Source organism: Castellaniella sp., from assembly GCF_041677825.1.
In the GTDB taxonomy this organism is placed as follows: Bacteria; Pseudomonadota; Gammaproteobacteria; order Burkholderiales; family Burkholderiaceae_B; genus Castellaniella.
Map to the genome: position 1 here is coordinate 19,393 of NZ_JBAYPG010000022.1, position 23,847 is coordinate 43,239.

The 23,847-nt window shown below is 65.5% G+C and carries 22 protein-coding genes and 1 tRNA gene; 11 read left to right on the forward strand and 12 right to left on the reverse strand.

Going from position 1 to position 23,847, the window contains the following annotated elements; genetic code table 11:
• Positions 1-9 precede the first annotated feature (9 nt).
• The 3 genes from WCY17_RS10055 to WCY17_RS10065 form a co-directional block, all read right to left on the reverse strand.
• Positions 10-1,137, reverse strand: coding sequence for a deoxyguanosinetriphosphate triphosphohydrolase (locus WCY17_RS10055; RefSeq protein WP_372702049.1), 1,128 nt, complete (start codon positions 1,135-1,137; stop codon positions 10-12).
• Positions 1,138-1,237: 100 nt separating this feature from the next.
• Positions 1,238-2,314, reverse strand: coding sequence for a 3-dehydroquinate synthase (gene aroB, locus WCY17_RS10060; RefSeq protein ID WP_372702050.1), 1,077 nt, complete (start codon positions 2,312-2,314; stop codon positions 1,238-1,240).
• 130 nt (positions 2,315-2,444) lie between these two features.
• Positions 2,445-3,026 (reverse strand): shikimate kinase, encoded by a 582-nt coding sequence (locus WCY17_RS10065; RefSeq protein ID WP_372702051.1) that lies wholly within the window; start codon positions 3,024-3,026, stop codon positions 2,445-2,447.
• Positions 3,027-3,272: 246 nt separating this feature from the next.
• Between WCY17_RS10065 and WCY17_RS10070 the strand changes: the two genes are divergently transcribed.
• Genes WCY17_RS10070 through lysA form a run of 3 tightly spaced genes read left to right on the forward strand, consistent with a single transcriptional unit; the run spans position 3,273 to position 7,353 of the window.
• Positions 3,273-5,741: a penicillin-binding protein 1A gene (locus WCY17_RS10070; RefSeq protein WP_372702052.1), complete on the forward strand. Its 2,469-nt coding sequence runs from the start codon at positions 3,273-3,275 to the stop codon at positions 5,739-5,741.
• 12 nt (positions 5,742-5,753) lie between these two features.
• Positions 5,754-6,044: a lipoprotein gene (locus WCY17_RS10075; RefSeq protein ID WP_372702053.1), complete on the forward strand. Its 291-nt coding sequence runs from the start codon at positions 5,754-5,756 to the stop codon at positions 6,042-6,044.
• Between the two features lie 10 nt (positions 6,045-6,054).
• Positions 6,055-7,353 (forward strand): diaminopimelate decarboxylase, encoded by a 1,299-nt coding sequence (gene lysA / locus WCY17_RS10080; protein ID WP_372702054.1) that lies wholly within the window; start codon positions 6,055-6,057, stop codon positions 7,351-7,353.
• A gap of 29 nt (positions 7,354-7,382) precedes the next feature.
• Here lysA and ccsB read toward each other — a convergent pair whose 3' ends face one another.
• The 3 genes from ccsB to WCY17_RS10095 all read right to left on the reverse strand — a co-directional run bounded on the left by ccsB (position 7,383) and on the right by WCY17_RS10095 (position 11,609).
• Positions 7,383-8,729: a c-type cytochrome biogenesis protein CcsB gene (ccsB, locus tag WCY17_RS10085; RefSeq protein WP_372702084.1), complete on the reverse strand. Its 1,347-nt coding sequence runs from the start codon at positions 8,727-8,729 to the stop codon at positions 7,383-7,385.
• Between the two features lie 4 nt (positions 8,730-8,733).
• A complete protein-coding gene (locus WCY17_RS10090) occupies positions 8,734-10,722 on the reverse strand; it encodes a cytochrome c biogenesis protein ResB (RefSeq protein ID WP_372702085.1) in 1,989 nt (662 codons plus the stop codon).
• A 197-nt stretch (positions 10,723-10,919) separates the two neighbouring features.
• On the reverse strand, positions 10,920-11,609 hold the full coding sequence (locus WCY17_RS10095; protein WP_372702055.1) for a cytochrome c: 690 nt from the start codon (positions 11,607-11,609) through the stop codon (positions 10,920-10,922).
• A 76-nt stretch (positions 11,610-11,685) separates the two neighbouring features.
• Between WCY17_RS10095 and yihA the strand changes: the two genes are divergently transcribed.
• Positions 11,686-12,306, forward strand: a complete 621-nt coding sequence (yihA, locus tag WCY17_RS10100) for a ribosome biogenesis GTP-binding protein YihA/YsxC (protein WP_372702056.1) — start codon at positions 11,686-11,688, stop codon at positions 12,304-12,306.
• 41 nt (positions 12,307-12,347) lie between these two features.
• Complete coding sequence (hemB, locus tag WCY17_RS10105) at positions 12,348-13,373, forward strand: porphobilinogen synthase (protein ID WP_372702057.1); 1,026 nt, start codon at positions 12,348-12,350, stop codon at positions 13,371-13,373.
• Positions 13,374-13,379: 6 nt separating this feature from the next.
• On the opposite strand, the gene WCY17_RS10110 is transcribed toward hemB, so the two are convergent.
• Complete coding sequence (locus WCY17_RS10110; protein WP_372702058.1) at positions 13,380-14,156, reverse strand: Nif3-like dinuclear metal center hexameric protein; 777 nt, start codon at positions 14,154-14,156, stop codon at positions 13,380-13,382.
• Positions 14,157-14,285: 129 nt separating this feature from the next.
• Positions 14,286-14,750 (reverse strand): large conductance mechanosensitive channel protein MscL, encoded by a 465-nt coding sequence (gene mscL / locus WCY17_RS10115; RefSeq protein WP_372702059.1) that lies wholly within the window; start codon positions 14,748-14,750, stop codon positions 14,286-14,288.
• A 152-nt stretch (positions 14,751-14,902) separates the two neighbouring features.
• Between mscL and petA the strand changes: the two genes are divergently transcribed.
• The 6 genes from petA (at position 14,903) to WCY17_RS10145 (ending at position 19,075) form a co-directional block, all read left to right on the forward strand.
• Positions 14,903-15,547, forward strand: coding sequence for a ubiquinol-cytochrome c reductase iron-sulfur subunit (petA, locus tag WCY17_RS10120; RefSeq protein WP_372702086.1), 645 nt, complete (start codon positions 14,903-14,905; stop codon positions 15,545-15,547).
• 44 nt (positions 15,548-15,591) lie between these two features.
• A complete protein-coding gene (locus WCY17_RS10125) occupies positions 15,592-16,977 on the forward strand; it encodes a cytochrome bc complex cytochrome b subunit (protein ID WP_372702060.1) in 1,386 nt (461 codons plus the stop codon).
• 28 nt (positions 16,978-17,005) lie between these two features.
• A complete protein-coding gene (locus tag WCY17_RS10130) occupies positions 17,006-17,854 on the forward strand; it encodes a cytochrome c1 (RefSeq protein ID WP_372702061.1) in 849 nt (282 codons plus the stop codon).
• A gap of 50 nt (positions 17,855-17,904) precedes the next feature.
• Positions 17,905-18,513 (forward strand): glutathione S-transferase N-terminal domain-containing protein, encoded by a 609-nt coding sequence (locus tag WCY17_RS10135; RefSeq protein ID WP_372702062.1) that lies wholly within the window; start codon positions 17,905-17,907, stop codon positions 18,511-18,513.
• Positions 18,514-18,521: 8 nt separating this feature from the next.
• A complete protein-coding gene (locus WCY17_RS10140) occupies positions 18,522-18,953 on the forward strand; it encodes a ClpXP protease specificity-enhancing factor (protein ID WP_372702087.1) in 432 nt (143 codons plus the stop codon).
• Positions 18,954-18,999: 46 nt separating this feature from the next.
• Positions 19,000-19,075 (forward strand) — tRNA-Thr (locus WCY17_RS10145).
• A gap of 44 nt (positions 19,076-19,119) precedes the next feature.
• On the opposite strand, the gene WCY17_RS10150 is transcribed toward WCY17_RS10145, so the two are convergent.
• The 4 genes from WCY17_RS10150 to WCY17_RS10165 form a co-directional block, all read right to left on the reverse strand.
• Positions 19,120-20,010 (reverse strand): DMT family transporter, encoded by an 891-nt coding sequence (locus WCY17_RS10150; protein ID WP_372702063.1) that lies wholly within the window; start codon positions 20,008-20,010, stop codon positions 19,120-19,122.
• Positions 20,011-20,017: 7 nt separating this feature from the next.
• On the reverse strand, positions 20,018-21,739 hold the full coding sequence (gene ggt, locus WCY17_RS10155; RefSeq protein WP_372702064.1) for a gamma-glutamyltransferase: 1,722 nt from the start codon (positions 21,737-21,739) through the stop codon (positions 20,018-20,020).
• Between the two features lie 70 nt (positions 21,740-21,809).
• Positions 21,810-22,826, reverse strand: coding sequence for a histone deacetylase family protein (locus tag WCY17_RS10160; RefSeq protein ID WP_372702065.1), 1,017 nt, complete (start codon positions 22,824-22,826; stop codon positions 21,810-21,812).
• Between the two features lie 48 nt (positions 22,827-22,874).
• On the reverse strand, positions 22,875-23,846 hold the full coding sequence (locus tag WCY17_RS10165; protein WP_372702066.1) for a branched-chain amino acid ABC transporter permease: 972 nt from the start codon (positions 23,844-23,846) through the stop codon (positions 22,875-22,877).
• Position 23,847 lies beyond the last annotated feature (1 nt).

Here is a 23,847-nt window from a genome sequence, read left to right on the forward strand (position 1 = left end):
GTAAGGACGCTAGCCCATGCGGTAAATGGCGTCGTGCTCGCGGATCGCGTAGCGATCCGTCATGCCGGCGATGTAGTCGGCGATCGCACGCGCCTGCTGCACGGGATCGTCGCGCCGGTACTCGGGCGCGAGCAGACGGGGTTCTGCGAGAAAAGCCGTGAACAGCTCGCGCACGATACGCCGGGCCTTGCCGGTCATGCGCACGACACGCCAGTGGCGGTACAGATTGTCGTGCAGGAAGCGCTTGAGCTCGTTGGCCTGCGCGCGCACCGTATCCGAAAAGGCCGCCAGTGGCGGCGCAGCCCGCACCGCATCGACCGAGCCCGGCGCCTGCGCGGCCAGCCGCACGGCCGTGCTGTGCGTCAGATCGAGCACGAGCGTATTGATCATGGCCCGGATCACTTCATGCACCAGGCGGCGGGCCTCGATCTGCGGCCAGCGCTGCAGGACGGCCGCGTGATGGCGGGCGAAGAATTCGACCTCGAGCAGTTGCGGCACGCTGATCAGGCCCGAACGCAGGCCGTCGTCCACATCGTGATTGTTGTAGGCGATCTCATCGGCCAGGTTGGTCAGCTGGGCCTCGAGCGAGGGCTGGCTGCCATTCAGGAAACGCTCGCCCACGGCGCCCAGCTGGCGGGCCTGCCGGCGCGAGCAATGCTTGAGTATGCCCTCGCGCGTCTCGAAGCACAGGTTCAGGCCATCGAAGGCCGCATAGCGCTCTTCGAGCGTATCCACCACCCGCAGGCTCTGCAGATTGTGCTCGAAGCCGCCGGCTGCGGGCGCGAGTTCGCGCAGGCAGGCATTGAGTTCATCCTGCCCCGCATGGCCAAACGGCGTGTGACCCAGGTCATGCGCCAGCGCGATGGCCTCGATGAGGTCTTCGTGCACCCCCAGATTGCGCGCCAGCGTGCGCGCGATCTGGGCCACTTCGAGGCTGTGGGTGAGGCGGGTACGAAACAGATCGCCCTCGTGATTGAGAAACACCTGGGTCTTGTATTCAAGCCGCCTGAAGGCCCCGCAATGCACGATGCGATCGCGATCACGCTGGTACTCGGTGCGCCCTTCGGGCGGCGATTCGGCAAACTGCCGCCCGCGCGTGGCGCGCGGGTCACAGGCGTAGGGCGCGAGAGCAGGCATGGCAGGTTCGGGGGACGAATGGGTGGACATGCAAGCAGGATATCACCGTCACGGCCGGGAACGGCCCGCCTGCGGGTTTTCACCGCCTGCACACGCCCCTTCAGGCCCCCGATTGCAACAGCAGGGCGGCCACGACGGCGTCCTCGACCTCGTGCACCTGCGCTGCGCCCAGCCGGGGCAAGAGTACATAATGGATCTTTCCGCCGCGCGATTTCTTGTCGACCCGCATCAGTTCGAGCCAGCGCCCGGCACCCAGGGCAGGCGCCCGGGTCGGGCAGCCGATGGCCTGCACCAGGGCCTGGATGCGCGCCACTGCCGCCGCATCCAGCCCGCAGACCCGCGCCGAGAGCCCGGCGGCGAGCACCATGCCGCAACCCACGGCCTCGCCGTGCAGCCACTGCCCGTAGCCCAGCCCGGCCTCGATCGCGTGGCCGAACGTATGGCCGAAATTCAGGTGGGCGCGCACCCCGGCCTCGCGCTCGTCCTGCGACACCACGGCCGCCTTGATCTCGCAGGACCGGCGGATGGCCTGCGAGATCAAGGCGGCGTCCAGGGCGCGCAGGCCTGTCACGTGCGCCTCGCACCAGTCGAAGAACGCCGCGTCGGCGATCATGCCGTGCTTGATCACCTCGGCCAGCCCGGCCGAGACCTCGCGCGCCGGCAGAGTCTGCAGCACATCGGGGTCGATCACCACGGCCTGGGGCTGGTGGAAGGCACCGATCATGTTCTTGCCGCGCGGATGATTGATCGCCGTCTTGCCGCCCACCGACGAATCCACCTGCGCCAGCAGCGTGGTCGGCACTTGCACGAAACGCACCCCGCGCTGGTAGCAGGCCGCCGCAAAGCCGGCCAGATCGCCCACCACCCCGCCACCCAGGGCCACCAGCACCGTTTTGCGGTCATGGCCCCGCGCGAGCAGCGCATCGAAGACCTGGTTGAGCGAATCCCAGCTCTTGTGTGCTTCGCCATCCGGCAAGGCGATGGTCACCAGCGGTTTGCCGGCGGCGGCCAGCAGATCGCGCACCCGCTCGCCATACAGGGCATCCACCGTCACATTGGTGACCAGCGCCAGGCTGGTGGCATCCGCCGGAATGCTGTCGGCCAGGGCGTCCAGGCAGCCACTGCCGATGTGGATGGGATAGTGCCCCCCAGGGGCTTCGACCAGTACGGTATGCATGTCACCTCGATTCAGGGTCAGTCCATTCAATTGCTGCGCGTTCCGGGCCGGCGGGCCATCCCCGGGCTGCAAGCCCACCCCCGGGCTGCAGGCCCACCCCCGGGCCGCCGGGCCGCCCATTGACGCCCACTCAGGTCGGCGGGCCGCCCAGCTGGGCCACCAGCCGACGCAGGATCTGGCTCGCAGGCTGCCTGCCCGTGGCCACCGTGATGTGGGCCACCTCGGCATACAAGGGCTCGCGCTGCTCGAGCAGGGCGACGATGCGCCCCTGCGGGTCTTCGGTCTGCAGCAGCGGCCGGTTGCGGTCGCGCGCCACGCGCTGGTAGAGCTCATGGGCCTCGGCCTGCAGGTAGATCACACAGGCGCGCGTACGCAGCATCTCGCGGTTCTCGGGTGCCAGGACGGCCCCCCCTCCGGTGGCCAGTACCAGATCGAACTGGCGCGTGTACTCGTCCAGGATGGCGGTCTCGCGCCGACGAAACCCCGCCTCGCCCTCGATATCGAAAATGGTGGCCACACGCACCCCGCAGCGCGCCTCGAGGGCCTGGTCGAGGTCCACGAACGGACGCTCGAGGGCCGCTGCCAGCTGCCGGCCCAGCGTGGTCTTGCCTGCCCCCATCATGCCCACCAGACAGACCGGCTTGCGGCCTTCACCTCCGCCTGCCGGCGCACCTTGTGCAGCGTCGGTGGTGGTGGCAGGGCCGGCAACCACGGGCTGTAACGCAACGGAACCTGGGACAGAGGAATATCGGGCAGCGGGGTCAGACATGACAATCCGGCTTGGTTTGCAAGGTGATCGTGACCCGCCGTCCCGGCGGAATCCGGATCGAATCACGTAAAATAACGTGTATTATCGCATCAGCCTGTCCCTGGCCCATCGGGGTCCTGAAATACACGTTTACATCCCTACTCGCCTGCTTGCACGTCCGGTTCTGGCCAGCGCTTACAATCGCCTCTGATGACCTCCACCCGCACCCAATCCGCAAATCAGTCAGCCGGGTCATCCTGGCTGACCCGGCTGATCGTCAAGACCATCGCGGTTCTGGCGGGTCTGGGGCTGTGCGCGGCCTTGCTGCTGGGCATGGCCCTGGCACTGGCCTGGCCCAACCTGCCCGACCTGGGCGCCATGATCGACTACCGGCCCCGTGTGCCGTTGCGCATCTACACGGCCGACAAGGTGCTGATCGGCGAGTTCGGCGAAGAACGGCGCAACGTGCTGCGCTTCAACGAAATCCCCGATGTCATGAAGTCGGCGGTGCTGGCCGCCGAAGACGACCGCTTCTACCAGCACGCCGGCATCGACTGGCTGGGCGTGCTGCGCGCCGCCCTGGCCAATACCATGCACATGTCCAAGACCCAGGGGGCCAGCACCATCACCATGCAGGTGGCGCGCAACTTCTACCTGTCGTCCGAAAAAACCTATACGCGCAAGTTCTACGAACTGCTGCTCACCTTCAAGATCGAGGCCACGCTCACCAAGAACGAGATCCTCGATCTGTACATGAACCAGATCTTCCTGGGGCACCGGGCCTACGGCTTCGCGGCTGCCAGCCGCACCTATTTCGGCAAGCCGCTGGCCGAGATCACCGCGGCCGAAGCCGCCATGCTCGCCGGCATCCCCAAGGCGCCCTCGCGCTACAACCCGATCGCCAACTTCCAGCGCGCCAAGGCGCGCCAGATGTACGTGCTGGGCCGCATGCGCCAGCTGGGCTACCTGACCGAAGCCGAATACCGGCAGGCGGCCGACCAGGCCATCGTCATCAAGTCGGCCGCCGGCACCCCCACCGGGCGCTACGCCGTGCACGCCGACTACCCGGCCGAACTGGCCCGCCAGCTGCTCTACGGGGTCTATCAAGACGACATCTACTCACGCGGCCTGAACGTCTACACCACCATCAACGCCAAAGACCAGGAAGCCGCCTACCAGGCCCTGCGCGCCGGCGTGCTCGACTACACCCGGCGCGCACCGTACACCGGCCCCGAAGAAACCATCGACCTGCCACCGGGCATCGAGAAAGACCCCGAAGCCTTCAACGATCTGCTCGACGAAGCGCAAGAGCGCCACCCCGACAACGGTGACCTGCTCACCGGCATCGTACTCTCGGCCAGCCCCACCGAAGTGCGGGTGGCCCGCAGCGCCGATCAAGTCATCACCATCAACGACAAGCAGGCCCTGCGCGTGGTGGCCCGCGGCCTGGTGGCCAACGCCAAAGACAATGTGCGCATCGAGCGCGGCGCCATCGTCTACGTGCACCAGAACGGCGACACCTGGGAACTCATCAACAAGCCAGCCATCCAGGCGGCCCTGGTCGGCATCAGCGCCCAGGACGGCGCGATCCAGGCCATGATCGGCGGTTTCCATTTCGACGAAGGCAAGTTCAACCGCGTCACCCAGGCCTGGCGCCAGCCGGGCTCGTCGTTCAAACCCTTCATCTACGCGGCGGCACTCGAGCGCGGCCTCACGCCGGCCACCCAGATTTCCGACGAGCCCTTCTCGCTGACCGCCGAGCAGACCGGCTCCAAGCCCTGGAACCCGAAGAACTACGGGCGCAGCTACGAACCCATGCTGACCATGCGCCAGGGCCTGTACAAGTCCAAGAACATGGTGTCCATCCGCATCATGCAGGCCATAGGCCCGCAGTACGTGCAGGATTACGTCACGCGCTTCGGCTTCGATCGCGAACGCCAACCGGCCGTGTTGCCGCTGGCCCTGGGCGCCGGCAGCGTCACCCCGCTGCAGCTGGCCGGCGGCTTTGCGGTGTTCGCCAACGGCGGCTACCGGGTGCCGCCGTACCTGATCGATACGGTCACCGACAGCGAAGGCAAGGTCATCATGCGCGCCCATCCCACCGTGGCCGGCGATGCCCTGGCGCGCGTGATCGACCCGCGCACCGCCTACGTCATGGCCGACATGCTGCGCGGCGTGGCCACGTCGGGCACCGGCGCGCGGGCGCGCCGCGAACTCCAGCGCGTCGACCTCGGGGGCAAGACCGGCACCACCAATGACTCGCAAGATGCCTGGTTCGCCGGCTTCACCCCCAAAGAGGTGGCCGTGGCCTGGATGGGCTTCGACCAGCCCCGTTCCATGGGCCAGGGCGAAACCGGTGGCGGCGCCGCACTGCCCATGTGGATCGACTACATGCGGGTCGCCCTGCAGGGCCAGCCCGAGATCCAGCCCGGCCCGCTGCCCAGCGGCCTGGCGCGCATCGATGGCGACTTCTACTTCTCCGAATACCCGCCCGGCATCGCCATCGCCCGGGTCGGCCTGCCCCAGCCGGGCGACACCTACCCCGCAGCCAACAGCCTGGACGGGCAGGAAATGGACGACATCAACCGGCTGCTCAACCAGTTGCAGACCCAGGTCCTGCCCAGCGACGCCACCCCATACGAAGCCGCGCAGCCACAGCCCGTGCGGGTTCCCTTTTAAGGACGGTATCCCATGCCAGCCCACCCCGCCGAAGCACGCAGCAAAAACACCACCCACGGCACACCTGGCATGCATGCCCCATGCGCGCCGGCAGGCCATCCGGCCCAGGGCGTCGTACCCGCAATCCGCGCCCGCCGGCTGCGCATCACCGGCAGCCTGGCGCTGGCCAGCCTGCTGCTGGCCGGCTGCGGCATGAAAGGCCCGCTGTACATGCCCGAGCCGCCGCCACCGGCCGATGAGCAACTGGCCCTGCCCCCGGACGTGCCACTGGGCAGCAACCCCACCCAGCAACCACTGCCCTGAGGCCACATCGATGCTGCCCAGCCAACCCTGGTTCGACCTGCGCGATGGCGTGCTGCACGCCGAGGGTGTGGCGCTGCCCGCGCTCGCGCGCCGCTACGGCACCCCCTTGTATGTGTATTCGCGCGCGGCCCTGCAGGCCGCCTGGCACGCCTACCGTCAGGCCCTGCATGGGCGCCGTGGCCTGGTCTGCTACGGCGTCAAGGCCAACAGCAACCTCGCCATCCTGCACGAATTCCAGCGCCTGGGGGCCGGTTTCGACATCGTCTCGGGGGGTGAACTGGCCCGCGTGCTGGCCGCCGGCGCGCGGCCCGAGACCATCGTCTTCTCGGGCGTGGGCAAGCAGGCCTGGGAAATCCGTGCCGCACTCGAGGCGGGCATCCTGTGCTTCAACGTCGAATCGGCGGGCGAGCTCGAATGCATCGCCCAGGTGGCGGCCGACTGCGGCCGCCCGGCCCCCGTCTCGGTGCGCGTCAACCCCGACGTGGATGCCCACACCCACCCGTATATCTCCACCGGCCTGAAAGACAACAAGTTCGGCGTGCCCATCCAGGATGCCCGCGCCCTGTACCATCGGGCGCGCAGCCTGCCGTCGCTGCGCATCGTGGGGATGGACTGCCACATCGGCTCGCAGATCACCACCATAGCGCCCTGGCTGGATGCCCTCGACCGGCTGCTCGCCCTGATCGACCAGCTCGCGGCCGATGGCATCCAGCTGCAGCACCTGGACCTGGGCGGCGGCCTGGCCATCCGCTACACCGACGAAACCCCGCCCCAGCCGGCAGACCTGCTGGAGCCCGTATTTGCCACCCTGCAGGCGCGTGGCCTGGGCCACCTGAAGGTCGTGCTCGAACCCGGGCGCTCGCTCGTGGGCAATGCGGGCGTGCTGCTCACCGAAGTCCTCTATCTGAAGCGCGGCGAAACCCGCCAGTTCGCCATCGTCGATGCCGCCATGAACGACCTCATGCGCCCGGCGCTCTATGAAGCCTGGCATGGCGTGCGCCCCGTCTGCCCGCGCGATGGCGAGCCCACCGAGACCTGGGATGTGGTCGGCCCGATCTGCGAAAGCGGCGACTGGCTCGCGCGCGGGCGCGCGCTGGCGCTTGCCCCGGGCGACTGGCTGGCGATCGAATCGGCCGGTGCCTATGCATTCTCGATGGCCAGCCAGTACAACAGCCGCCCGCGGGCGGCCGAGGTGCTGGTGGATGGCGAGCAGGCCTGGCTGGTGCGCCCGCGCGAAAGCGTGCACGAACTGTACGCGCAAGAGCGCATCCCTGGCCAGCCCGCGCACCCCGGGGTTCGCGGGCCGTAGCCCGGGGGCCCGAAGACCCGGCCGCCGGCCTAGAGTTCGCCGTACGAGTGCAGCCCCGACAGGAACATGTTCACCCCCAGGAAGGCGAAGCTGGTCACCAGCAGGCCGGTGAGCGCCCAGTAGGCCGCCATCGCCCCGCGCAGGCCTTTCATGAGGCGCATGTGCAGCCAGGCGGCATAATTGAGCCAGACGATGAGCGCCCAGGTTTCCTTGGGGTCCCACTGCCAGTACGTGCCCCAGGCATCGGCCGCCCACAGGGCCCCCAGGATGGTGGCCACGGTGAAGAAGGCGAAGCCGATGGCGATGGCGCGGTACATGATGTCATCGAGCACCTCGAGCGATGGCAGGCGCTGCGCGATGGGCCCGCGAAACGCCAGGATGCTGCCCACGATCAGGGCGCCGATGCCGAAGAACAGCATCCACGTGGCCGAGAGCTCGCGCGAGCCGAACATGAAGGGCTCGGCGCACAGCACGGCACCCAGCAGAAAGAGCGGTATCAGTGGTTTGATGCCGCGGGTCTCGCCATGCGCCTTGACCAGATAGGCAAAACCCACCATGGCCGCCAGGCTGAAGGTGCCATAGCCGATGAAGTTGGCCGGCACGTGCAGCTTCATCCACCAGCTCTTCAGGGCGGGCACCAGCGGCTGGATCTGGTAGGCGTCGCGGGTGAACGAATACCACAGCAGGAACACCACCAGGGCGCTGATCACCAGCAGCGCGAAGCCGCCCAGCGCGCGCGTGGCATAGCGCCGCTCGTAGTAGAGATAGAACAGCGCCGTGATGAGCGCCAGCAGCACGAATACTTCGTAGAGATTGCTGACCGGCACGTGGCCAATGCCCGGCCCCAGCAGATGGCCCTCGCGCCAGCGCACCAGCAGGCCGGTGAGCCCGGCGTAGACCGCGCCCCAGGTGAGCACCGTGCCCACCCACGAAAACGTCGGCACGGCAAAACCCACCCAGTAGCAGACCGTGGCGAGCACGAACAGCGCGCACATCCACAGCACCGCCGACTGCGACGAAATCAGGTACTTGAGCAGGAACACGCTGTCGACGTGTGTAAGGTCGCCCTGCAGCAGATTGCCGGTGGGGCTGTACAGCCAGATGGCCAGCAGCGCCGTCAGGCCGCTGGCCAGCATCAGCGTGCGCAGCGGCCGCCAGAGCCAGCCCATCCAGCTGAACAGGGCCACGCAGCCCAGCAGGATGAGGGTCTCGTAGTAGTCCATGAAATGGCCATAGGCGTCGATCGCATAGCCCGCACCCGCGGCCAGGAGCACGAAGAAGGCGATATCGGACCAATCGGGGCGGCCCCGCCGGCCGCGCCGATCGCCACTTGCGTTCATGGGCCCGGCCCACAGGCCGGGCGCTTGGCGGACCATTGAATCAGACGTCATGTTGACCTCCCAGTGTGCGCAAGGCATTGCGCAAGCGCTCGAATTCGTGATTGAAATCCAGTGTACGACGTTGTGTGGTCATTGCGGCCAGCCAGCTGCTGCCCGCACCGCTGGGCCGCACCCAGACCCACACCCGCCGCTCGCGGATGTAGAACATGGAGAACACCCCCAGCACCAGGAACAGGCAGCCCAGATAGACGATGGTCTTGCCGGGGCTGCGCGCCACCTGGAAGACGCTGGCCTGGACGTGATCGAACCCCGCGAGCTGCAGGGCCACCGGGGCAGGATAATCCGGCAGCATCGCCAGCGCCACCACCGCCAGCCCGAGCCACTGCTGCTCGCGCTGCGCGGCGTCGCCCTGCAGCCCGGCCAGGGCCGGCAAGCCTGCGCGGGCCCGCATGAGGTTGCGCAGTTCGGCCACGCTGAGCTGGACCATGGGCACCGCGAAGTTGAGGATTTTCTCGCGCTGGTCTTCAGGAGCGGCGGCGATGATGCCATTGAAGCCCTCGCGCTCGAACGTGGTCAGGGCGCCGCGCGCCGCCTGGAACATCAGGTCGCGCTGTTCGCCTTCGGGCGCATTGTGCTCGGCAAACGCCTGTGCCGCCTGCTCGCGCAGCGCCGGATCGGCCAGCGCCGCGCGCAGCTGCATGAACTCGTGCATCTGGCCCCGCGCATCGGCCGGAATGCGCAGATAGCGCCAGGGCTGCGCCGGGGTGTCGCGCACCCCCAGCAGGAACAGCGGAAAGCCATCGAGTGCCACCGGCAGCATGTACTGGTTGAACTCGTGCGCCTGCCCGTCGGCCCCGATCAGGCGGTATTGCACGCTGGGGCCCACGTTGCGCAGATCCTTGTCGCGCGGCCGCGCCGCACTGCCGGTGACGGCCGCCACGTGCTCGATCACATTGGCCGGCTGCGGCCCCTGGCCATCGCCCAGGTTCTCGACGTTGATCAGGCGCAGGTCGGTGTAATCGACCATGTCACCACCCAGACCCGCCGGCAGCTGCGACTCGGTGCCCACCGTGCCGGTGAGTGCGACCGGCTCGGAGCCCTGGCCGCGCAGGGGCCAGCCGCGCAGCTGCAGCGCACTGCCGCCGTCATCGAAGCTCGACTGATACACCGTGAGCCCACGATAATGCAGCGGCTCATTGACCTGGATCGTCTGATCGAAGGACTCGCCCGTGACCCGGTCGGTGACCGTGACGTCACTGCGGAAATCGCTGGGCTGGCCGTTTTCGTAGTATTCGATATGAAACTTGTTCAGCCGCAGGCTGAAGGGCAGCGGCTGCAACAGCACCCCTTGACCCGACGGGATGATGCCCACGCTGCTCTGCTTGCCATCGGGGATCAGCATGTTCGCGCGGAAGCTGGGGTTGTAGGCCGACAGGCGGCCCGACTCGGGCACCTCGGAAATCAGCATGTTGCCGACCACCGGCTGCTTGTCGAACAGCCAGGTCTGCAGGCGCACGGGCAGCTCGCTGTCGAGCAGCCCGCCCACGCAGATCACCACGATCGCCACGTGCGCAAAAATGTAGCCCAGCCGATTGGCGGCACCCTTCTTGGCGGCCACCATGCGGCTGTCGCCATCGATGCGCACCCGATAGCGGAAACCCTGCGCGCGCAGCAAGGGGCCCAGGGCATCGACGGCCGCATCGGGGGCCAGCGCGCTGTGCACCTCGACCTTGTGGCGGAACGCCTTCAGGCTGCTGCCGCGCACGTATTCGCGAAACGAGCGCATGTCGCGAATCATCTTGGGCGCATTGCGCAGCACACACAACGAGGTGGACACCACCAGAAAGGCCATGATCACCAGGAACCACGGGCTGTTGTAGATGTGCCAGATCGAGAACTGGTCGAACAGCGTATACCAGAACGGCCCGAACTGGTCGATATAGGTGTTGGGCGCCTGGTTCTGGGGCAGTACCGTACCGATCAGGCTGGCCACGCAGATGAAGACCAGCAGGCTGATGGCAAAACGCATCGAACCCAGGAGTTCGATGATGTCCGCGCCACGTGCGCGCCAGGACGAAGATGAGGCCACTGCGGTGAAATCCGTAAAAAAGGGGCCCTGTATGACCAGAACCCCCTGTATCCGTATTATTGAACCTTGAACCTTGAACCTTACACCCGAAGCCCGGCCCATGGCAGGATAACCCTGCCCCGAACGAGGAAACCGCTTCAGGGACGCAGGCCGGCGGCGTAATTGGCCACGGCGGCCAGGTCGGACTGGTTCATGCGATCGGCGATGTCGTGCATGATCTCGTTCTTGCGGTCACCTGTCTGGAACAGCTTGAGCTGCTCGAGGATGTAGTCTGGGTACTGGCCGGCCAGGCGCGGAAATTCGGCCGGGATGCCGGTGCCCGCAGCGCCATGGCAGGCCGCGCAGGCCGGCACGTGGCGATCGGCAATGCCGGCGCGCCAGATGGTCTGCCCGCGCTCGACCGTGTCTTCGTTGGTGGCCGTGGGGGCCGTATCCCAGTCGAGTGCCTGGTTGGTGAGATACAGCGCAACATTGCGCATGTCTTCGGGGGTCAGCGCCGGGGCGATGCTGGCCATGACCGAGGGCGCGCCATCGGGCCCGGTGCGCACGGCGGGCTTGTCGCCCTGCGGGGTGAAATCGTGCAGTTGCTTGACCAGGTATTCGTGCGGCTGGGCCGAGAGATTCGGATTCATGGGGATGGTGCTGTTGCCACCCTCGCCATGGCAGGTGATGCAGGCCAGCACCCCGCGCGACATGTCGCCATTGAGATACAGCTGTTCGCCGGCCGCGGCATCGGGTTTCTGATCCTGGGCGTGAGCCATGCCGGGCAGGACACCGGCCAGGACCAGGCTGCCGGCCATGAACATACTGGAGAGCGCACGCTTCATGAGATCCTCGGTGATGATTCGTTCAGCACGAAATTATACAATAGGCAAAAATTCAATCATTTGGGGCTTGTACCGCGTGTCCTTGCTACATCGTGCCCGCTTCGTGGCCTCGGCAGCCCGGCTCGACCAGCTGCCGCCGCCCACCACGGCCGAGATCTGTTTCGTCGGCCGCTCCAATGCGGGCAAATCCTCGGCCATCAATGCCCTGTGCAACCAGAAGCGCCTGGCGTTTTCCAGTAAAACCCCGGGGCGCACCCGGCTCATCAACCTGTTCGGCCTGCCCGACCCGCTGCAGCCCGACGCCTGGCTGGGCTTTCTGGTCGACCTGCCCGGCTACGGTTACGCGGCGGTCGACCAGGCCGCCCGCGAAGCCTGGGCCGAAGTCCTGGGGCGCTATCTGCACGAACGCCCCAGCCTGGCCGCCGTGGTGCTGATCCTCGACATCCGCCGCGGCGTCACCGACCTCGACCGGCGCCTGGCGCACTGGATCGCGCTGCGCGGCCTGCCCACCCTGGCCCTGCTCACCAAGGCCGACAAACTGCCCCACGGCCAGCGCCTGCGCGCCGTGGCCCAGGCGCGCCGCGATCTGGCCGATATCGGCACCCTCACGGCCGTGCCCTTTTCGGCTACCCAGCGGCTCGGCCTCGAAGAGGCCACCGCGTGCATCCTGCACTGGATCGCCCCTCCTTCAGCCTGAACCCGCCCCGGCCTGCATGCCGGGGTTCTCCGGAGCCTTTCATGACCCGTTTCCTGCCCCACGCCGAATTTCCCACCGTGCGCCTGCGCCGCAACCGGCGCGATGAGTTCTCGCGCCGCCTGGTGCGCGAGCACCGCCTGAGCACCGACAACCTCATCTACCCCGTGTTCGTGCGCGAAGGCAGCGGCGTGCGCGAGCCCGTGGCCTCGATGCCCGATGTCCTGCGCCACTCGCCCGACACCTTGCTGGCCGTGGCCGAGCACAGCCTGCAACTGGGCATCCCGGTCATCGCGCTGTTTCCGCACATGGACCCGGCCACCAAGACGCCCGACGGCATCGAAGCCACCCGCCCCGATGGCCTCATCCCGCGCACCGTGCGCCTGCTCAAGCAGCACTTCCCCGAACTGGGCATACTCACCGACGTGGCCCTGGACCCCTACACCAGCCACGGCCAGGACGGCCTGGTCGATGACCAGGGCCAGTTGCAGAACGATGCCACCGTAGCCCTGCTGGTGCGCCAGGCCCTGGCCCACGCCGAGGCGGGCGTGGATTTCATCGCACCCAGCGACATGATGGATGGCCGCGTCGGCGCCATCCGCAGTGCGCTCGACGCCAACGGCCATATCCACGCACGCATCATGGCCTACTCGGCCAAGTACGCCAGCGCATTCTACGGGCCATTCCGCGATGCCGTGGGCTCGGCGGCCAACCTGGGGCAGTCGAACAAATCCACGTACCAGATGGACCCGGCCAACCGCCTCGAAGCGATACGCGAGGTGGCCGCCGATCTGCGCGAAGGCGCCGACATGGTGATGGTCAAGCCCGGCATGCCGTATCTGGACATCGTGCGCGAGGTCAAGGACGCCTTCGGAGTGCCGACCTACGTCTACCAGGTGAGTGGCGAATACGCCATGCTCAAGGCCGCCGCAGCCAACGGCTGGCTGGACCACGACAAGGTGATGATGGAGTCGCTCATCGCCTTCCGGCGCGCCGGGGCCGACGGGATACTGACGTATTTCGCACCGGCGGCGGCCGAGATCCTGCGGGGCGGTCATTCAGATTCATGAGCCCGCTCAGGCCGGGTTGTCAATGTCGATGAACGTGCAGCGCACCCCGAATGTGGTCTCGATGGCCGCCCCCAGCGCCTGGACCCCGTAGCGCTCGGTGGCATGATGCCCGGCGGCCAGATAGGCGCAGCCCGTTTCACGCGCCCAGTGCACGGTGGGCTCGGAGATCTCGCCACTGAGATAGCAGTCGGCGCCCGCGGCCACGGCGTGTTCGATCATGCCCTGCGCCGCCCCGGTGCACCAGGCGAGCCGGCCCACGGGCCGGTCGGGCTCGCCCACCAGCAGCGGCTCACGCCCCAGGCGCCCGGCCACCTGCGCGGCCAGTTTGGCCACCGTGCAGGGCTGCGCCGGCCGCCCCAGCCAGACCAGGCCTTCGGGCCCGCAACGCAGCGGCAGGCCTGCGGCATCAAGATCGGGCTGCCAGCCCAGGATACGCGCCAGCTGCGCATTGTTGCCCCATTCGGGGTGCGCATCCAGTGGCAGATGGTAGGCAAACAGGTTCAGCCCCGCCCCCAGCACGGCGGCCAGGCGCCGGTACTTGGGCCCGCGTATGGTGGGGTCTTCGTTCTTCCAGAACCAGCCATGGTGCACCAGCAGCGCGTCGGCCCCCTGACCGATGGCGGCCTCGATCAGGGCCTGCGAGGCCGTGACCCCGGTGACGACATGGCGGATGAGATCACGCCCCTGGACCTGCAGGCCATTGGGGCAGTAGTCACGAAAGCCATCCGGCTTCAGCTGCGCGCTGAGCCAGGCTTCGAGGGCAACCCGGGTGATTTCAGCCATGGCGTACCCGATCGCTGGTACCGCAGGCCCGCACAGGCTCGCCCGTTGCACCCTGCCAGCCCGATGCCCCCTGCCGGCACGGTACGCCAACCGGGCCTGCGAAGCCCGCCGCTGGCATGAGCCGCGCCGTCATTTCTTGAGCGAGTCGCGGATTTCGCGCAGCAGCAGGACGTCTTCAGGGGTGGCCGGCGGTGCCGGTGGCGCGGCCTGTGCCTCGGCTTCGGCCTCGAAGCGGCGCCGGGCGGTGTTGACCATCTTCACCATGATGAAGACCACCAGCGCCAGCAGGAGGAAGTTCACGAACACGGTGAGAAAATGGCCCCAGGCGAACACCACGGCCCCGGCCTTGGTGAGTTCATCGTAGGTTTGCGCGCCGACATAATCTTGTGGGGCGCGCAGCACCCAGTAGAGATTGTCGAAATTGACATCACCCCCGAGGATGAAGTTGATGATCGGCATGAAGAGGTCGTTGACAACCGAATCGATGATCGTGCCGAAGGCGCCGCCGATGATGACGCCGATGGCCAGATCCATCATGTTGCCCTTGATGGCAAATTCGCGAAACTCGCTGATGAAACCGCGTCCGGTGCTCATTGATCTGTTTTCCTTGTCTGTACCCTGGCGGGCGTAACGCTATAATACGCGGTTGAAAGCCCTCATGGGCGGGCAGCGCAATTACGCCGCCGGCAAACAACCGATACACCTTGACACGTTTCGCCCTCGTGGCGATCAACCGGGATAACCACATGAGCCAGCAACCGACACAGCCTGACAATCAGGGCGCAGTCGATCCCACCCTGCCCTCCGACCCCAAGCGGCGCTTCTGGGTCGCCACGGCCTGCACCCTGGGCGGGGCCGTGGGCGTGGGCACCGCCGTGCCGTTTGTCGCGTCCTTTGCGCCGTCCGACAAGGCGCGCGCCGCCGGTGCACCCGTCACGGCCGACATCTCCGATCTGGCCATGGGCCAGATGAAGGTGGTCGAATGGCGTGGCAAGCCCGTCTGGATCGTACGCCGCAGCAAGGTCACGCTCGAAGACCTGCCCAAGCACGATGCCGAACTGGCCGACCCCGAGTCCGACCGCCCGGGCTTCACACCGCCCTGGGCCAAGAACGAGTGGCGCTCGCGCGATCCCGAATACTTCATCTGCATCGGCATCTGCACCCACCTGGGCTGCTCGCCTACCGCCTACTTCCAGACCGGCGCCCAGCCCGGGCTGCCCACCGGCTGGCCCGGCGGCTGGCTGTGCGCCTGCCATGGCTCCACGTTCGACCTGGCCGGGCGCGTCTTCGCCAACAAGCCCGCGCCCGACAACCTCGAGATCCCGCCCTACGTCTTCTCCGCCGACGGCACCAAGGTCACCATCGGCGTCGACGAAGACAACAAGGCCTGATGCGCCCCGCGCCCATCGTTTCAAGCAATCAACAGGAGCCATCCATGGCCGAACAAAACGTCGAGACAAGCGGCTTGCTGGGCTGGGTAGACCGCCGCTTTCCGCTCAGCAAGCTGTTCAAGGAGCACATGTCCGAGTACTACGCTCCGAAGAACTTCAATTTCTGGTACTTCTTCGGGTCGCTGGCGCTGCTGGTGCTGGTCATCCAGGTGGTCAGCGGCATCTTCCTGGTCATGAACTACAAGCCCGATGCCACCTTGGCCTTCAGCTCGGTCGAGTTCATCATGCGCGAAGTGCCCGGCGGCTGGTTCATCCGCTACATGCACTCCACCGGCGCCTCCATGTTCTTCGTGGTGGTCTACCTGCACATGCTGCGCGGCCTGTTCTATGGCTCGTACCGCAAGCCGCGCGAACTGGTCTGGATCTTCGGCGTCGCCATCTTCCTGTGCCTGATGGCCGAAGCCTTCTTCGGCTACCTGCTGCCCTGGGGCCAGATGTCGTACTGGGGCGCCCAGGTCATCGTCAACCTGTTCTCGGCCATCCCCTTCATCGGCCCCGACCTGGCCATCTTCATCCGCGGCGACTACGTCGTGTCCGATGCCACGCTGAACCGCTTCTTCGCGTTCCACGTCATCGCCATCCCGCTGGTGCTCATCGGGCTGGTGGTCGCGCACATCATCGCCCTGCACGAAGTGGGCTCGAACAACCCCGATGGCATCGAGATCAAGCAGGGCCCCAAAGACAAGTACGGCCATCCGGTCGACGGCATCCCCTTTCACCCCTACTACTCGGTGCACGACATCGTCGGCGTGGCGGGCTTCCTGATCGTATTTGCCGCCATCCTGTTCTTCGGCCCAGAAATGGGCGGCTACTTCCTCGAATACAACAACTTCATCCCGGCCGACCCGCTCAAGACGCCGCCGCACATCGCCCCGGTCTGGTATTTCACGCCGTTCTACACCATGCTGCGCGCCACCACCAGCGACTTCACCTGGGTCCTGGCCGCCGGCGCCGTCATCGCCGCCCTGTGGATCTTCATCAAGGCGCGCGGCTGCGGCCTGTGCCGCTATATCGCGCCGCTGGTGCTGCTGGTGGTCGCCGTGCTGCTGCGGGTCATCGACGCCAAGTTCTGGGGCGTGGTCTCCATGGGCGGTGCCGTGGTGCTGCTGTTCTTCCTGCCCTGGCTCGACCGCTCACCGGTCAAGTCCATCCGCTACCGGCCGGGCTGGCACAAGTGGCTGTACGCCATCTTCATCATCGATTTCCTGGCGCTGGGCGTGCTGGGCACCCTGCCCGTCACCCCCGAATACACCATCGCCGGGCAGATCTGCACGGTCATCTACCTGGCGTTCTTCTTCCTGATGCCGGTCTGGTCACCCCTGGGCACCTTCAAGAAGGTTCCGAGCCGGGTCACCTTCCGCGCCCACTGAAACCGCCCCTGACTGCTACGGAAACATCATGATCAAAAAACTGCTCGGTGTCCTGGCCCTGTCGCTGACCTGCACCTTTGCCTACGCGGCCGATGGGGGCGCCCAGATCCAGAAGGCCCCCGACCGCATCGCCGACCTGGCCGCGCTGCAAAACGGCGCCAAGATGTTCGTCAACTACTGTCTGAACTGCCACAGCGCCAGCGCCATGCGCTACAACAAGCTGATGGACCTCGGCCTCACCGAAGAAGACATCAAGAAGAACCTGCTCTTCACCCGCGAGCGGGTGGGCGACCTGATGACCATCTCCATGACGCCCGAAGACGCCAAGCGCTGGTTCGGCACCACCCCGCCCGACCTGTCCGTCATCGCACGGGCCAAGAGCACCAGCTTCGGGCCCTCGGGGGTCGACTACATCTATACTTACCTCAGCACCTTCTTTCGCGACACCGAGCGCAAGACGGGCTGGAACAACGTGGTCTTCCCCAACGTCGGCATGCCCAACCCGCTCTGGGAACTCGAAGGCCCGCGTTCGCTCACCGACGTGCAGGTGCACCAGGTGCCCGACGAAGCCGGCAACATGCACTGGGTCAAGACCACGTCGATTTTCGACCACAACGGCTATGCCGAGATCACCAATGAGAAGCTCGCCAACTACCATGGCGATGTCACGCGCACGACCACGTTCGACTCCAAAGACGCCAAGACCTTTGCCAAGTTCGAAAACGACGTGGCCGACCTGAGCAATTTTCTTGGCTGGATGGCCGAGCCCGTGCAACTCGAACGGCGCGAGATCGGGGTCATCGTGATGATCTTCCTGGTCCTGTTCCTGTTGATCGCAATCCGCATGAACAGCACCTACTGGAAGCACGTGCGCTAAACCCCGGGTGCCTTCCGGGGCACCCCTTTTTCTGGATGGGAACCCACATCATGATGGTGCTTTATTCCGGCACGACCTGCCCTTTTTCGCAACGTTGCCGCTTCGTGCTGTTCGAAAAAGGCATGGATTTCGAAATCCGCGATATCGACCTCTACAACAAGCCCGAAGACATTGCCCTGATGAACCCCTACGACCAGGTGCCCATCCTGGTCGAGCGCGACCTCATCCTGTATGAGTCCAACATCATCAACGAATACATCGACGAGCGCTTTCCGCACCCGCAGCTGATGCCGGCCGACCCGATCATGCGCGCTCGCACGCGCCTGTTCCTGCACAATTTCGAAAAAGAGATTTTCACGCACGTCTGCACTCTCGAAAGCCGCAGCATCACCGACGAAAAAGTGCTCGATGCGGCCCGCAGCGCCATCCGCGAACGCCTCACCCAGCTGGCGCCGCTGCTGGTCAAGAACAAGCACTTGCTGGGCGATGACTTCACCATGCTCGACGTGGCCATCGCACCCCTGCTGTGGCGCCTCGAACACTATGGCATCGACCTTCCCAAGAGCGCCGCACCCCTGCAGAAATACGCCGAGCGGCTGTTTTCGCGCCCGGCCTACATCGAGGCCCTGACGCCATCCGAAAAAGTCATGCGCCGCTGATCCTGATGATGCAAGAAACCAGTACCAAACCGTATCTCCTGCGCGCCCTGCACGAATGGTGCACCGACAATGGCTACACACCGTATATCGTGGTCCGGGTCGACGACAACACCGCCGTGCCGCCCGCCCACGTGCACGACGGGCAGATCACGCTGAACATCAGCCACCTGGCCACCAACCACCTGACCATGGGCAACGACTACATCGAGTTCGAGTCGCGCTTCAATGGCCAGGTCGAGCAGCTGTTCATCCCGGTAGCCGCGGTATCGGCCCTGTATGCGCGCGAGACCGGCGCCGGCATGGGCTTCGAAGTCACCCCGTCGCAGGCTTATCCTGGGGGCGATGACACCGACCCGCAGCCGGCCTCCAGCGCATCCGGCTCGGGGGCCGCCACGCGGGCCGAGGCACCCAAGCCCTCGCACCTGAAAGTCATCAAATAGTCAGGCCGCCACTGCGGGGGGCAATTCCTGTAGAATGGCGGCCCGGGCCGGCTTAGCTCAGTTGGTAGAGCAGCTCACTTGTAATGAGAAGGTCGGGGGTTCGACTCCTCTAGCCGGCACCATCACTAAAAGAGACGAGATCCCGCCCGCGCTTGAAACCTGGCCGCTAGGCCGTACGCCTGCCGTATGCCACATTCGCCACGCCGGATACGATGACGATCATGATCCCGAACAGGGTGATGCCGTCGGGCATGGAATGAAACAGAAATATGCTGAACAGCACGGCCATGGCGAGCTGCAGGTAGTTCAGCGGCGCCAGGGCCGACGCCGCTGCTTTCTCGAAGGCGGCAATCAGGATCAGGTGCCCGGCCGCATTCAGTGAGCACACCGCAAGAATCAGCAGCAGCATGCCGGGGGTCGGCCAGGGGTCGGGCGGGTACAGCGCCGCCGGGACGATCGCAATCAGGAACGCCACGATCGCCGTGCTGCCATACTGGATATGGATCGGGATACCGCCACTGGACAGATATTTGGTCAGCACCTGGTAGCAGGCATAGCTCAGCGCCGCGATGACCATCAACACCGTGCCGTACAGCGGCAGCGCACCCCCCGGTCGGATGATCAGCAGCATGCCCAGAAAGCCCGCAATCACGGACAGCCACTTGATGGTGCCCACGGTTTCACCCAGCACCCAGCGCGAAACGACCACCACCATGAACGGTGCCGTGAAATAAATGGCCGTGGCTTCGCCAAGCGGCATCCACGTCAGGGCCAGCATGAAACAGATGCCCGCAACGCCAAGCGCAATGCCGCGCAACAGCAGGAACCAGCCGGCAGACACCCCACGCGCAGGGGGGCTTCTTTTCCCGCGCATGAAGACCATGGCGCCCACACCCAGAAAGGCAAGATAACGCGCCGCGTTCAGGAACAAGGCCGGCAGTTGCAATGTGATCAGGTACTTGCTCGATGCGTCGAACGCGGCGAACAACAGCATGGCGAGCAGGAAGAGCGCCATGCCCTGTCGACCGCTGCCCGCCCCCGCGTCGCCTTGCAACATGGCCGGATCAGGACGAGCCGGCCTGCCCGATCACCGGCGCATCCGGCCAGAAACGCGTGCCCTCGCGGGCGTTGCCCCCCGAAAGCCCCGCAGGCGCGCCATCGGCACGCCAGCAGGACGCGCCGATGCTGGTGCCATCCGCAGCGAATTCGATGGCCGCCATGCCACCCCCTACATGCGCGACCCGGTCGATCACCCAGCCTTTTTTCTCGAGCAGGCCATCGAGCGCCGCATCGAAACCTGCCTCGAGTTCGAGATGTTCGCCGCTGGTCCACAATCTGGGCGCCTCGACCGCCTCTTGCAGGGACATCCGGTGATCGATCAGGTTCACGATCGCCTGCATGACCGAGCCGAATATCCTCAGGCCGCCCGGCATCCCCAGGGCATAGCGTGGGCCGTGCCCATCGCAGACGATGGTCGGCGCCATCGACGTCGTGACCCTTTTCCCTGGGGCAATCGAAAGCGCCTGCCCCGGTTCCGGATCGAAAAGACACATATAGTTGTTCGGAATGATGCCGGTTCCGGGGATCATCATGCGCGCGCCGAACAGACCGTTGATGGTCTGTGTGCTGACCACGATGTTGCCATCTGCATCATTGACGGTGACGTTGGTCGTATGGGCCGATTCGCCCGCCAGGGGGCCGGCCTGCCAATCGGAGGTCTGATCCAGTTTCAGTTCGGCGCGCTTTGCCGCCGCATACGCGCCGGACATGATCGCCTCTGTGGGTACGGCAACGAATTCGGGGTCGGCGGTAAATGCCTTTCTGTCGGCAAACGCGATCTTCAGGGCCTCGGCAAGCAGATGCGCGCCGTCTGCGGAGCCGAAACCCAGCCCCCGAAGATCGAAACCTTCGAGGATGTTCAGCATCTGCACGATGTGAATACCCCCGGCCGAAGGCGGCGGCGGCCCGTAGATATCGAAACCGCGATACACACCATGCACTGGCGCCCGATCGATGGTGCGCACCGCGGCCAGATCGCCCAGCGTCATCAGACCGCCGCTGTCCTGAATGGACTGGCACACCTGCTGGCCCAGCGCGCCGGTGTAGAACGCATCGGGCCCGCCCTCTGCGATCGCCCTGAGCGTATCGCCATAGTCATTCATGACGATCAGATCGCCGGCACGCCGGGGCACCTGGCCATCAAAAAACACTTTTGTGATTTCGTGATCGCGCAGCAGATCGGGCGCTGCTTCGGCGATGCAATTGGCCAGGTAGGGGGTGACCCGGAAGCCGCGCCGCGCCACCCGTATGGCCGGCTCGAGCACATCGGCCAACGACAGGCGCCCGTAACGCGCCTGCGCGTCGCACCAGCCGCGCAGCGAACCGGGGGTTGCAATCGCCATGGGCCCGATGCGGTTGCGATGGCCCACCGTACCGTAGCCATAGCCGCCATCTGCAAGCGGCTCGTACATCGTGGGGCTGGCCTGCATGGGCGCCTGACTCAGGCCATCCAGAATGACGTGGGCGCCATCGGCCATCCGGATATGCGCCATGCCACCGCCGAACAGCCCCACCATCATGGGCTCGACGATGGTCAGCACGAACAGCGCCGACACGGCGCTGTCGACCGCGTTGCCGCCGATGGCAAGCATCTCGAGGCCGGCGGCAGACGCCACGGGATGGTTGGTGACCACCATGCCCCGGCTGGAGCGGCCGGGCTGCTTTTCGGGCGCGAACTGCGTCTGTGCCAATTGCCGCCACCCCGGCTGGCGTGCGTGTGCTGTCATGATGACTCTTGCCCCCTGTGTCCCGGGAACAGCCTGGCCGCCCCCGGTCGTGCTTCATGGCATGCCTGGCCTACTGCAGAAAGCCATTCATGTACGCCGTCAGGTTCTTGCCCAGTGCCTCGACGCAGTAGCCGCCCTCTTGCACAATGACCGTGGGCAGTGCGAGATCGCGAACCATGGCACCGAGCTGCGTGAAGCCCGACGTGGGAAATGCGATCTTGCTTTGTGGATCGTCTTTGTACATGTCGAAACCCAGGGCCAGCACGATGGCTTCGGGTTGATAGATGCGGATGGCCGCCAGCGCCGTATCCAGGCGATCGAAGAACACCTCTTCCTTTGAGCCGTGGGGCATGGGCAGATTCAGGTTGTACCCATGGCCGGGCCCTTCACCTCTTTCGGTGTCCAGGCCCGTGACCACGGGGTAGAAATTGCGCGTGTCGCCATGAATGGAGATATAGAACACGTCATTGCGCCGGTAAAAGATCTCCTGTATGCCCTGCCCATGATGCATGTCGGGATCGAGGATGACCACGCGCCTGTACTTGTGCAACAAGGCCTCTGCCGCAAGCGCACAGTTATTGATGTAGCAGAACCCGCCCGCCGCGTCCCGGCGGGCATGGTGGGCTGTCGGGCGGGTCAGCGCATAGGCACTGGGCGCCCCGCCGACCACCGCCTGCGCCGCACTGAGCGCCGTTTGCGCGGACCAGTAGGCCGATGTCCACGTGTGTTCGCCTATGGGGCAGCTGCCGTCGGCCAGGTAGTACGCCGCCTCGGCCAGGATGCTGTTGAGCGGGTTGTTCTCGCGAATGAACACGTTGGAAATCACCTCGTCGCCCCAGTCGTATGGCAGCGCGTGCCACCTGCGGTAAGCGGATTCGAGGAATCTCAGGTAGCCAAGGGAATGGACCTGCAGCAGCGGGGCATGGCCGTGATCGGTAGGCGATTCGACCGACATGCCCATCTGCTCGAGTGCCCCCAGCAGTTCGAGCGCCCGCTGGGGGACTTCTTCGGGCGTACGCATCTGGCCACGGGAAAGATACGTCTTTGGGGTATGTAGAAGCTGCTTCTCATGAAAGAATGAACGCATGATCTGATGTGCCTGAAAGTTGAAAAAAGGCGGCCAGTCGATGGAAAATCAATTTCTTGCTGGTCGTCGCCTGAAAAACTGGATCAACCCCTTGGGCCAGAACAGCACGAATATCACCAGGGCAAGCCCGTAGACCATCATCCGGTAATTGCCGATGGCGCGCAGCTGCTCGAGCCCGAAAATGATCACGAAGGCACCCAGTATGGGCCCGAATATGGTGCCCGTACCACCGATCAGGGTCATGGTCAGGATGAGGATCATGATGTCGACCGCAGCCGTCGACTCTGGCGTCAGGACCCCCAGATAATGCGCATAAAAGGCACCGGCCAGGCCCGCCAGCATGGAACTGATCACGAACACGATCAGCTTGTACCTGACGAGATCGATCCCCAGGCTTTCGGCGGCGTCTTCGGAATCACGAATTGCCTTCAGGGCCAGGCCCGTACGCCCGTTCAACAGCCGGATGATGATCCCCAGGGTGATCGCCACGATGAGCAATATCAGGTAATAGCTGCCGATCCGGCTGCTGACATCGAAGGTCACCCAGGGCTCGCCACCGATCACCAGCGGATCGAACACCGGAATCGAAGACAGGCCCAGCGTGCCGCGAGTCAGTTCGGGCAGGTTGGCGATGCACAGCCTGACCACTTCGGCGAATACGAGCGTGATGATGGCGATGTGGGCGATGGACCGGATGCGCAGCACCGGCAGCCCGATGAGCAGACCCGCCAGCCCGCCCAAAAGCACCCCGACCCACAGGGTGGCCCAGGGCGACAGCCCGAAATTCATGGCAACCAGCGCCGAACCATAGGCCCCCAGCGCAAAGAACGCCTGATGACCGAAGGTGAAGATCCCCGAATACCCATTGATGAAGTTCCAGCTCATGGTCAGCACGCTGAATATCATGCTCATCACCGCCAGGTGCAGCACATAGGGGCTGTGCACGAATATCGGCACCAGGGCGAGGACCAGTATGACCAGCACGGCCTGCAGCCCATGGCTGTTGATCTTGATCGGCATG

What these genes read in the sequence shown, in the direction of transcription:
- WCY17_RS10055 (WP_372702049.1), bottom strand. Translation starts at nt 1,137, where the DNA reads ATGCCTGCTCTCGCGCCCTACGCCTGTGACCCGCGCGCCACGCGCGGG.
- aroB (WP_372702050.1), bottom strand. Translation starts at nt 2,314, where the DNA reads ATGCATACCGTACTGGTCGAAGCCCCTGGGGGGCACTATCCCATCCAC.
- WCY17_RS10070 (WP_372702052.1), top strand. Translation starts at nt 3,273, where the DNA reads ATGACCTCCACCCGCACCCAATCCGCAAATCAGTCAGCCGGGTCATCC.
- WCY17_RS10075 (WP_372702053.1), top strand. Translation starts at nt 5,754, where the DNA reads ATGCCAGCCCACCCCGCCGAAGCACGCAGCAAAAACACCACCCACGGC.
- lysA (WP_372702054.1), top strand. Translation starts at nt 6,055, where the DNA reads ATGCTGCCCAGCCAACCCTGGTTCGACCTGCGCGATGGCGTGCTGCAC.
- ccsB (WP_372702084.1), bottom strand. Translation starts at nt 8,729, where the DNA reads ATGGTCCGCCAAGCGCCCGGCCTGTGGGCCGGGCCCATGAACGCAAGT.
- WCY17_RS10090 (WP_372702085.1), bottom strand. Translation starts at nt 10,722, where the DNA reads ATGCGTTTTGCCATCAGCCTGCTGGTCTTCATCTGCGTGGCCAGCCTG.
- WCY17_RS10095 (WP_372702055.1), bottom strand. Translation starts at nt 11,609, where the DNA reads ATGAAGCGTGCGCTCTCCAGTATGTTCATGGCCGGCAGCCTGGTCCTG.
- hemB (WP_372702057.1), top strand. Translation starts at nt 12,348, where the DNA reads ATGACCCGTTTCCTGCCCCACGCCGAATTTCCCACCGTGCGCCTGCGC.
- WCY17_RS10110 (WP_372702058.1), bottom strand. Translation starts at nt 14,156, where the DNA reads ATGGCTGAAATCACCCGGGTTGCCCTCGAAGCCTGGCTCAGCGCGCAG.
- mscL (WP_372702059.1), bottom strand. Translation starts at nt 14,750, where the DNA reads ATGAGCACCGGACGCGGTTTCATCAGCGAGTTTCGCGAATTTGCCATC.
- petA (WP_372702086.1), top strand. Translation starts at nt 14,903, where the DNA reads ATGAGCCAGCAACCGACACAGCCTGACAATCAGGGCGCAGTCGATCCC.
- WCY17_RS10125 (WP_372702060.1), top strand. Translation starts at nt 15,592, where the DNA reads ATGGCCGAACAAAACGTCGAGACAAGCGGCTTGCTGGGCTGGGTAGAC.
- WCY17_RS10130 (WP_372702061.1), top strand. Translation starts at nt 17,006, where the DNA reads ATGATCAAAAAACTGCTCGGTGTCCTGGCCCTGTCGCTGACCTGCACC.
- WCY17_RS10135 (WP_372702062.1), top strand. Translation starts at nt 17,905, where the DNA reads ATGATGGTGCTTTATTCCGGCACGACCTGCCCTTTTTCGCAACGTTGC.
- WCY17_RS10140 (WP_372702087.1), top strand. Translation starts at nt 18,522, where the DNA reads ATGCAAGAAACCAGTACCAAACCGTATCTCCTGCGCGCCCTGCACGAA.
- WCY17_RS10150 (WP_372702063.1), bottom strand. Translation starts at nt 20,010, where the DNA reads ATGTTGCAAGGCGACGCGGGGGCGGGCAGCGGTCGACAGGGCATGGCG.
- ggt (WP_372702064.1), bottom strand. Translation starts at nt 21,739, where the DNA reads ATGACAGCACACGCACGCCAGCCGGGGTGGCGGCAATTGGCACAGACG.
- WCY17_RS10160 (WP_372702065.1), bottom strand. Translation starts at nt 22,826, where the DNA reads ATGCGTTCATTCTTTCATGAGAAGCAGCTTCTACATACCCCAAAGACG.
- WCY17_RS10165 (WP_372702066.1), bottom strand. Translation starts at nt 23,846, where the DNA reads ATGCCGATCAAGATCAACAGCCATGGGCTGCAGGCCGTGCTGGTCATA.